General features: G+C 38.6%; 8 protein-coding genes and 2 pseudogenes. 7 read left to right on the top strand and 3 right to left on the bottom strand.

Features of this window, described 5'->3' with window-relative positions:
* The first annotated feature begins 851 nt into the window (after positions 1–851).
* From AC19MV_RS21210 to AC19MV_RS21200, 3 genes and pseudogenes are all read left to right on the top strand, one after another.
* Positions 852–1,971, top strand: a pseudogene (locus AC19MV_RS21210) (ISAs1 family transposase).
* 153 nt (positions 1,972–2,124) lie between these two features.
* The gene (locus tag AC19MV_RS21205; protein WP_223418812.1) at positions 2,125–2,511 is read left to right on the top strand and encodes a hypothetical protein; all 387 of its coding nucleotides are present in this window, start codon (positions 2,125–2,127) and stop codon (positions 2,509–2,511) included.
* Positions 2,512–2,732: 221 nt separating this feature from the next.
* Positions 2,733–3,003, top strand: a pseudogene (locus AC19MV_RS21200) (IS66 family transposase); the annotation flags it as partial.
* Between the two features lie 215 nt (positions 3,004–3,218).
* Here the strand turns inward: AC19MV_RS21200 and AC19MV_RS21195 are convergent.
* Together AC19MV_RS21195 and AC19MV_RS21190 are read right to left on the bottom strand one after the other, a co-directional pair.
* Entirely contained in the window at positions 3,219–4,445 is a 1,227-nt protein-coding gene (locus AC19MV_RS21195; RefSeq protein WP_432339151.1) for a hypothetical protein, read from the bottom strand.
* A gap of 8 nt (positions 4,446–4,453) precedes the next feature.
* Entirely contained in the window at positions 4,454–5,455 is a 1,002-nt protein-coding gene (locus AC19MV_RS21190) for a DNA-processing protein DprA (RefSeq protein WP_432339150.1), read from the bottom strand.
* Positions 5,456–5,704: 249 nt separating this feature from the next.
* Here AC19MV_RS21190 and AC19MV_RS21185 point away from each other — a divergent pair, with 249 nt between their 5' ends.
* Entirely contained in the window at positions 5,705–6,301 is a 597-nt protein-coding gene (locus AC19MV_RS21185) for a tyrosine-type recombinase/integrase (protein ID WP_498309860.1), read from the top strand.
* Between the two features lie 178 nt (positions 6,302–6,479).
* The gene (locus AC19MV_RS21180) at positions 6,480–6,692 is read left to right on the top strand and encodes a hypothetical protein (protein WP_432339148.1); all 213 of its coding nucleotides are present in this window, start codon (positions 6,480–6,482) and stop codon (positions 6,690–6,692) included.
* A gap of 129 nt (positions 6,693–6,821) precedes the next feature.
* Here AC19MV_RS21180 and AC19MV_RS21175 read toward each other — a convergent pair whose 3' ends face one another.
* Positions 6,822–7,514, bottom strand: coding sequence for a hypothetical protein (locus AC19MV_RS21175; protein ID WP_432339147.1), 693 nt, complete (start codon positions 7,512–7,514; stop codon positions 6,822–6,824).
* Positions 7,515–8,058: 544 nt separating this feature from the next.
* Here AC19MV_RS21175 and AC19MV_RS21170 point away from each other — a divergent pair.
* Entirely contained in the window at positions 8,059–9,108 is a 1,050-nt protein-coding gene (locus tag AC19MV_RS21170; RefSeq protein WP_432339146.1) for a DUF2971 domain-containing protein, read from the top strand.
* 42 nt (positions 9,109–9,150) lie between these two features.
* Complete coding sequence (locus tag AC19MV_RS21165; protein ID WP_432339145.1) at positions 9,151–10,155, top strand: PIN domain-containing protein; 1,005 nt, start codon at positions 9,151–9,153, stop codon at positions 10,153–10,155.
* The last annotated feature ends 121 nt before the right edge of the window (positions 10,156–10,276 follow it).

Below are 10,276 nucleotides of genomic sequence, written 5' to 3'. Positions count from 1 at the left end.
TTTCAAGGAGCTTTCTAATGACGGCTTGCTTATGCTCTTCTGGATAATGCTTCATTCATAACAAACTTACCGCTCCCTGTTTTATTTTTATGAAAAACTGAGGCGACAACTATCCTGACACAGGGGGCAATCGAGATATCTTTATCATCACCGAGGAAGATCTTACTTTCCTTGAAAGAATAGACCCAGAAAGAAATTGGAGAGATATAAATGATAACTTTTGTGTTTCTCAGGAATGGCACTTTACTTCTCACCAATATAGACGCTCATTGGCTGTATACGCAGCTCAAAGTGGATTAGTATCAATGGGCTCTCTTCAGCAACAGCTAAAGCATTTACTCAAAGAGGTTACCTTTTACTATGCTAATGGTGCAGAAAACTCTTCAGGACTATTTAGCCTTGGTGATAAACATATTGCAAAAGTATAGGCACTTAATAAGCCTCTTGCCGATTTTACTGCTCAAGCAATCAATATCTTATTCGACAAAGAACCACTACTTGGGCCTCTCGGGTTATCTCTTGATAAAAAAGGAGAAAAAGGACATACAAAAGAAGAACAAAACTCTATTTTATTAGAGAATAGAGCGCAAACAATGAAGAAATTTAAAACAGGACAACTAGCATATAAAGAGACTGCATTAGGTGGTTGTGCATCAACCCACCCTTGTGACTCCTTTCTAACACGCAGTTTCATATCCTGCCTCACCTGTGAACAAGCAGCTATCAAACCTTCAAAATTGAAAGAGGGGTGAGATCGCGAACGTTTTTTAAACAAAATACGCTATCGATTAAATCTTATTTGACCTAATACAGCGTTCGTGATCTTATACTCTCTTTTCAGGAGTATAAGCATGTATATCGAAGCCTTCACAAGCCACTTTAGTCACATCATCGACCAGCGCCAAACGGCCAAGGTACCATCCTTTAGAGGATATCTTATTTGTGAGCTTATGTGCCGTCATCGCAGGCGCTGAGGGTTGGGCAGATATACATTGTTATGCTGATGGTCATCTAGCGTGGTTTCAAAAGCACGGTTACTTAAAGGAAGGTGTACCTGCTGATGATACGATTGCTCGAATTATTTCTCGTATTGACCCAGATGAGTTTAGTGCATGTTTCATGCAATGGATGCAAGCCGTCCATAGTGCAAGTGATGGCCAACTTATTGCGATAGATGGAAAAACGTTAAAGCGTTCTTATCATCGTAATGACCGTTTATCAACGATACACATGGTCAACGCATTTGCTTGCGAAAATAAGTTAGTGCTGGGTCAGTTAAAGACCAGTGACAAATCTAACGAAATCACCGCCATTCCTGATTTGCTGCAACTCTTAGATATAAGAGAAAAACTTGTTTCCATCGATGCAATGGGATGTCAGAAGTCAATCGCCGCACAAATAGTTAAGCAAGATGGTGATTATCTACTTGCTGTAAAATCGAATCAAAAATCATTGCATGACGCGATAATGTCGGCTTTTTCCTCAGTCCGCAAAGCCCCTTTATCACCGCTAGCTATCGAGAACAAACACGGTAGAGTTGAAGCGCGAGCTTATCATGTACTTAGTGCAAATGAGCTTGAAGGTGACTTTAGTGAATGGCAGGGTTTACATTCAATTGGCATGGCGATGAGCTATAGACATTGCAATGGTAAGGGGGCATTAACCTATCGATACTATATAAGTTCGGCAGAATTACCAGAGCAGAAATTTGCAGATGCAGTGCGCTCTCACTGGTTTATCGAAAACAGTTTACACTGGGTTTTGGATGCTTCAATGGGTGAAGACCATTGCCAGATTTATCAAAATCATGCAGCAGAGAATTGGTCATTATTACGCAAACTATCGTTAAATATGCTCCGCTCAGAATCATCTAAGGGAAGTATCCCGATGAAACAAAAACGAGCATGGATGAAACCTGAGTATTTAGAAGAAGTGTTAAGGGCAGGATTTACCAGTTTGCTTGAAATTTAATCACTCATGCGGTCGCCCTGGGGATTACCGGATTAGTATTTTACAAAGGGAGGCGGCGGAATTAAATCCAAACTCTATAGAATACTATTCAGAAAAAGCTGATTTAGATGCATTACTTAAATTTGCCCAAAAAAATAATGTGAGGTTAACCAAATGAGCGCATTAGATAACTATTATTCAGCACTAGAAAGGCTAATAAACAATAAACCAAATGTTTTGAAAAATGGAGAATACAAAATCACTCAAAACTCGGTATGTTTAGAAGCTGGTGTAGGAATAGGAGCAATTAAACCGTCAAGAGGAAAGCATTATCAAACGCTAATTAACGAAATAAAAAAATCTGCAAAAAAATATTCCCCTCCAATGAGCAGAATTCAAAAACTGGAGCAACAACTTAAGAATAAAAAAGAAAAATTAATCATGAGTGAGGCTCTTTATCATCAGGTGCTAAACAGAGAATTAATGTTAATTCAAAGAGTAAAAGAACTTGAATCTCGCCTTTCAGAATTAATTCCAGAAGTAGTAAAACCTATCAGGTAATTTGAACCACGAAAAAAGTTACTTTATATTAAGGTAGAATATCTTGACATCGCACTCTAGCGCTTCAGACAGTTTGTATATCTTTTCGAATGTAGTGGTTTAGCAAAATTGGCCACTACTTTGTCGTCAATTGATGTGTTTGGCATAGAATACGTTATCAGAAAGTTCAGCTGTACTTGTTCATCGTAACTCGGAATTGTCCATTTTCAAGTTAGCGTGGCCGTTATACAGAAAATAGCCAACTTAATATCGACAACAACCGTGCAGAGCGGGCTGTGAAACCGTTTGTGATAGGGCGCAAAAACTGACTGTTTAACCACAACCACCGTGGCGCAGAGGCGAGTGCTATTTTGTACAGTATCATAGAAACGGCCAAAGCGAATGAATTCACCCCCGTCCGATTACATCGAACACTGCTTAGAGCAACTATCAAACCCTAATTGTGACCTCAACAGCCTCTTACCCTGGCAGGTTAAACTAGGCAAGCCGTAGTTTGCCGGACGCTTACAAAGCATTGGAGGTATATCTCGGGCTGCTCAGCCTGAGTGCCAACCAAATCCTCCGGTAGGTTGCATTCTCGTTCTAGGCGGGCAAGTCATTGTCGAAGGATTCACACAAAAAATTGGTGGCAACCATGCTGAGGTTGAAGCGATTAGTGCTTATGATGCCACTACAAACAACTCAATGAGCGGCTTTAAGTTTTAGAATTACGGCCAATCCCAAGAGAGAAATCTCTTGAACTGCTCTCCTAACTCTCCAGATGCATGATGGTCAACTAGATGTTGATGGTAGCCATAAGTTTTACCAGGAGGGGCGACAGTAAAGTTATTTGCAACATATGGATTAAACAACCCTAAGTTACCAACGGTATCTATATCCGTATTAATCGTTTTCAACCATGTAACCATAACGGTCTTCGCACCTGTTCTAGCAATATATTTTCGAGCAGATTCTAAAGAGTATCCTTTGGTACAAATGTCATCTACCAATAAAACTGTTTTCCCACCTTTTACAGGAGTGTTCTTGTAAGTCGTTTTAAAGTTCTTAATTGGCAAAGCGTTTAGCTTTATAGTATTCAGTTGATTTAAATGGTCTAAAGCTACACCTTGATTTCGAGCAGTTTGAGATTTCAAAGAAGTAGTGTGACGTTCAATAAGGTTGTGCAAATATCCTTTTCGGAAACACTTACCAAATGTCATTAAATCATCATTCATCTTATCATTACCGACACCAGCCCCATGACCAGGGTAAGCAGCAATATAATCAATTTTTTTATGTATTCCAGTAAAATACATACTAGTTACTAAAGCAGAAAGCCAGAAATCTGGATGCCCTGAACCAAATTTGGCAGCAGCTCGAGCATCTTCAGAGTAAGGCTTATACTGTTGGAGATAAGTGCTAAAAGGTGCTAAGCAATAGTATTCGAAATCACCATCAATAATCTCATGACTCCAAAAGTGCTCTCGTAAACAAAGCGTGTCAATAAATCGAGCAATTTGCTTCGGTTCTGAAAACTCAAAACCATAATCAGTACCCTTGTTGTACCAAGCTGCTTTTAAAAATAAAAGACCACCATTCACCGCTGTTCGCATGTCATTTTCAGTACTACCGATGTAAAGTGCTTCGGCATCCCCCCAACCCATCTGCTTCATAACATAAGCAGTAGAAGCAGCCTGTGGCTTAGGTGGCACAGCGTTATCCAGATGACGACTAAACACCATTAACTCAGGGAATCTCCCTTTCAAAGCCGCAAACAAACACTGACCATCACCGATAGTCCACTTCTGATTAGAAAGTAAACAAGGAGTAATGCCCTTCAATTTGAAAAAGTTCATCATCAATTCAACTTGCGCAAAAATACCTTTATCGATAGTTCCTTTATTCAATAAAACATCTTCAATGCTTAAGATAACGCCTTTAAGTTTTACTGCCATACAGACTCCTAATCTAGGTCAAATGGTAACTGCTGGACAGATTCTTGGTTGACGAAGTGAAACTCATCCGAATTAAAGTTGCGTATTATGTCCATTAACACACTTCCCTCCTGTGGAATCATGAAAACTTTTCCTTTTTCATAGGATTGCACCAGAAGTAACTCGTCCTTGTTATTAGTGCTTTTAGGTAAATAGGGCATCAATAAATGACGTCCAAAATCTTTTGTATACTTGACTGTATGAGCTGTCCCGCTTTTTATTTTCCACTCGACGGGGATAACAGCATTAGCAAGACCAGCTTGTATTCTGTTGCGCCTGACAAAGTTTTCAGCGCTGTAGCTTTGCTTTAAGAGATACTCAGAAACAATAGTTCCACCTTTCTTCAAAATTTCAGCACGAACTTTATCGGAGCCTTTGGGATAATTACTATCCATACCTGTACCAAGAACCGCCACTGTAGGGACATCAAACCGCATAGATTCTACGTGAGCCTTCTGGTCTACACCTTCAGCTAAACCGCTTACAGTAACGACATCTGAGTCAGATAATGCAGATGCAATATATTTGGTAAGCCAAAGGCCATCATCAGAAGTATTTCGACTCCCAACTATAGCTACTGACGGTTTGTAGAGATTGTTGATATTTCCTTGAACAAAAAGCCACATCGGTGGATTTGTAATTGCTCTGAGTTGAGGGGGAAAAGTATCTTGTTGATTAAAAATAACACCAATCCCTTGCTTACCAATACTTGATGCCGTTTCCAAGCCTATTGACCAGTATGCGCTTTGCATACGCTCCCAACCTTCAGCCTCGCTAATATCTTCTTGAGAGTAGGTTATACCTAAGGACTGCTCAAAGTATTCAACATCTTTTGAAAACAAAAGGTCATGAAAGCTAATTCCAGCCTTGGCAAGATTATTCAGCGTATGAAAACCGACACCTTTGATTGACTGTAAAGCGTAAAACGCCACAGCCTCAACTTTCCAACGCTTATGGCTAAAATCAGTCATCTGACAAGCCTCCCATGTTTCAATCATCCTCGTAAGTTAACATACAACAGATACCGTAAAACACTAGATAATCAGATTTTTAAATCTTTTTTGTGACTAACTATCCATAAGGTTGAATTGAAAAAATTTATTAGGGTTAGGGTAAATTTTTTAAAAAGGCAAAGTGAAAAAGTTGTTTCCCCAACTTACTTTTGTCCAACCCCTACTAACTATAATCATGATGACCAAGCAACCAAAAAGTAGGTCATCATGGTCATATTAAACCGTGGGCAACGAAGTGGCGTCAAAAAGCCTTTTCGGCTTGAAGAAATTTGGCGTATTCGTACTAGACTTGAGATTGAGAGTAATTTGATGCAGTTGGCACTGCTCAATTTGGCTATTGATAGCAAACTTAGGGCGAGCGACTTATTACCTTTGAAAGTATGCGATATTGCTTCTCAAGACCGGATATTTAATCGAGTTAAGCATATCCAACAGAAGACTGACATTGAAGTTCAGTTTGAAATCACCTCAAGAACCCAACAAAGTCTGATTAAATGGATCTTGCTTGCATCGTTAAGCGCAAGCGATTTTGTTTTCCCCAGTCCTAGATTAAAGCAACAGTCGATTAGCTACTCATACTATAGATACATTGTTAGGAAATGGGCATCCGATCTGGGATTAGATCCAAACCTATATGGAACCCACTCTATGAGGCGAACCAAGGCTACTCTTGTCTATGCAAAAACAAAAAATATTCGAGCAGTTCAACTTTTACTAGGTCATTCAAAGGTAGACAATACGATAAGATATCTTGGTGTTGAATTAGAAGATGCTCTATTACTTTCAGAAAGTACAGATTGCTAATATAAAATGGCCCTACAACCTAGGGCTACTTTATCAGCAAAAGGCAACGGGTTTATTACTGGCAAATCTTTGCCCCATTATGTGTTTCAAGCCATGCTTTACATTATGGCTAGCAACTCACTATGCTATACATTACCTAATGTATTTTTAGTCGAGAAACGGTAAATGAGTAAAAAAGTTGTTGCCAGAAAAAGAGCAGGTTCAGGATACTTCCTCTTACACAGCAGAAGATTATAAACTGGGTATTGAGCTTTCAGAAGTTCAGTACAAAGCTGCATTGAAAAGAATTGAATCTATATTCGATTCAGAGCCTGGGACTCTGGAATGTAAAGAGCTTGAAAAGCTGATCTCATTTGTCGAAGCTTATGAAGACAAGTATTACCCCATCTGATTTGACTCAGCCTCCATTAAGAGTTGCTACTCGAGTGGTGTATCTAGCTTGATGATAGGTAGTTGACCAAATTTTAGTAATGCTAAATTTGACGACTTTGATAGTGCCAAGTCAGATTTTAGCAAAACGTTACTCTAATTCCCCTGGACCAATACATCCATTATCAAAGTTCGGCTCTGCAACCGCTGAGCAGCGATTAGAGTTGGCTCTTAATAAATTAAAAAGATCGTCAGCATTTAACTTAACAGATTGAATTATAAGATCTCCGTTAGATTGTACTAGCTCAAATCGAACTTCTGTCTTTGGAATTTCAGCCTTACTGAACCCGTAACCAAGCATCTCCATAGAGCCTTCATATGACTGTAGTTCAGATAACAAAGGAATAATGTCAAAAATAACAAGTTTGCTACCAGGTGGAATTAATGCGTCATTGTCATTGCGAAGACGAACTACCGTAGCCCCCGCCAAATACTCGCTATCCATCCATGATTTTGTTAATACGGCAGAAGCGTCACCTCTATTTAACACTGTTACTCTTAAAGTAGTTCCGTCAACAGATGACGTTGATATAGTTGCTTTTGATATTGGCTCATGAAACAGCCTGTACATTTCAGGTATAACAATTCCAGTGATTGATAGGATTGCAGCTATAAGGGCAAGTGATATTTGCGATCCTGAGATGTATCTGCGCCAATCTTGATACGAATTGCATTTTGAACACAGTAATGCATCTTTTGGAATCTCATGGCGACACTGACTACATAGATAAGTTTCAACATCTATCGACTGATTAATGTCAGATTTTAACTGCTTACCTTGCATTATAGCGTCCCTTCTTTTGCTGTTTTCGTGATTTTAGACAAAGATAAGCCCAAGATTTCGTTTTCATCAATGTGACATATAAGTGTTGTAAGTCAATGTATTATTAGCTATCCCCTCCAATATAGTAAAATTTAGATTTATCCTCAAATGAGTTTTAAGCCGGCTTATCGAAGTCAACCTTTGACGCCAATGAAAATTTAATTTAGTTTTTAAATTTAGTCTGGTCAGGGCAAACTTTTATAAAAAAAATCTTCCAACAGGCTTTTGTCCATTTTCAAGTTAGAGTGGCCAACACATTTCTGCCCAAAACCATTCAGAGTAAATACTCATTCATCATCAATAGTGTGAATTTGCCTTAGAAAAATTTAGTTGAAGGTGTGTAATTCGTTTCTATATCACTAAATGGTTCTACTGCATTCAAACACATGACGTTGTGATTTAATTGATGGTCTATGTAATTGCAAGAGCATGAACTATAGAGCATTATGTGTGTAAATGGTGACTCTATGTTGCATAGGTAGGCTTACACTAAAGGGCAGAATAAATGCTTGTTAAGTATTATGGTTTGGTTTTCGATAATGGAACTAATCGTTGGTCACCACGAGTAGAATTTATATCAAACGGTTTATTTCGTATGACCCAGCCTAAATATCTTAACGATAAGGGGAGTGAGGCGAGACTATGGCCGTATTTTAATCAGTTTTCACCAGCGGATTATGCATGGGCCAAAAAAGAAGATGATAAAATGCAAACCGATTCTTCCTATGTCCCATCAAATGAAGAATTAGAAAACTTCTTTCTAAAACCGTGTGGCTCTCGATATGGAGACCATTTCCCGCATATGCTAGCTCAAGAAGGCTACAATTCAATGGAAGATTATGATCGGGAGCAACTGACTCAAGCGGCTGAAAGAATCAACTCATTTTTGGTTGAGGCACTAAGTTGTCAGTTAGGGGTTTTATCTCTGTCAAAGTCGGACACAAATGAACTTATGTGGACACATTACGCTAGTGAAGGGAAAGGACTAGCTGTTACTTTCAATGAGAATCATGCGTTTTTTAATCAATTTCCCCCGAAAGATGTTAGTTACACTCCAGATAAAAGAGCTTCTCTTACATATTACAAAGGTATGATGAGAATAAATGGTGTTCCGTTGAAAAATCTCCAGGTTCCGGACTTTGTTAATCCATTAGCAGTTATGCAATCTATTAGTAGCAATGGTATTGATGTAATTAATTTTTCGGAACGGCTACTATATTCGAAAGCCAAACAATGGTCTTCTGAAGATGAAACTCGAATTGTATGCCCTCTAATATTCTGTGACGAAAAAAAAGGACCAGTTATACAACCAGACTTTGGAGTTGAATTACCTAATGAACTCTCCCTTATGCTCCAAAGTTACTCTGAAATAAACCTCAAACGAATACCGTTTGATGCCTTTGAATCTATCATTTTTGGTTACAGTATGAATGAATTTGATAAATCAACTATCAGTGAGCTGGTAAGGAAAAATGAAAACTTGTCTCACTTGAAATTGCGCGTTGCAAAACACAATATTTATGGCGACATTGAGATCAGTGATCTTGCAGTGTAACAAGATACTTTAACAGCGGAAATTCATCATATTTGAGGTATTATGTTTTATTTATTTCTTGATACTTGTGTGCTTCTCGATATTTCAACGAAAAAACAAGATCTTCCTTTAGTTTCAGCATTGGAGGAACTGGTTGCAGCAGGCATGGCAAAATTGGTTGTAACAGATCTAGTAGCTGAAGAGTACGAAAGAAATAAAGAAGATGTTGCAAATAAGACAGCAAGACGACTTTCTCAAGAGTTCAAACAAGTTAAAGATGTTGTAAGAGAGTTTGCTGGCGAGAATCAGGAGCAAACTATTGAGGTATTAAATGATATTAATGCTCGACTTCCTCTCCTGACCGATGCGAACTACACCACAATTAACAGAGTAGAAAAGCTAATAAAGTCGGCGGAACGAATTGGTATTAGTGAGCGTTCAAAAATTGCAGCAGTTCAAAGAGGTTTAGATAAAAAAGCTCCATTCCATATCAGTAAAAATTCTGTAGCTGACGCTGTAATTATTGAGCAATTTCATGAGTTTTCACTGGGTATAGAATCAACTGATAGCAGTTATTTTATCACTCATAATCACAATGACTTTTCCGCCAAAGATCATAGAAAGCCTCATGCAGACTTTGACAGAATATTTAGTGAAGAAAACGTCTGTTACTTCAACAATCTGATATCAGCAATAAATTCGATCAACGAAGATATTTTAGCAGGTCTTAAGTTTGAGTATGACTATACCGAGGAGACAAGAGGTTTACGTGAAATCCTTGATGTAATGGACGAGTTAGTAGACAAAGTTTGGTATAACCGTCATCAGAACCGAATGTGGAAAATAGAGCATGGAGAAATCGAGGTAGTTCCAGAAGGTACTGAATGCTATGGAAATGATGTGATCCACGAGCATATCCTCGATGGAGCAATAAGAGCAGCTCAAAAAGTCGAAGATAGGTACGAGGATACAGGTCCTTGGTCAGACTTCGAGTGGGGAATGATTAATGGAAAGCTATCTGCATTACGTTGGATGCTAGGTGATGAGTGGGATATGTTAGACACTTAAGTTAGGCTGCAGAGTTAACAAAGTATTTAAGGTTTCAAAATACTTTTTCTAATCTGATAGAAATGATTTAGGACAATCCCCTAAATCGTTTTTGTCCATTTTCAAGTTAGCATGGTCAGCA

Source organism: Shewanella sp. MF05913 (assembly GCF_059758095.1).
This window is presented reverse-complemented; position numbering and strand designations above follow the sequence as displayed.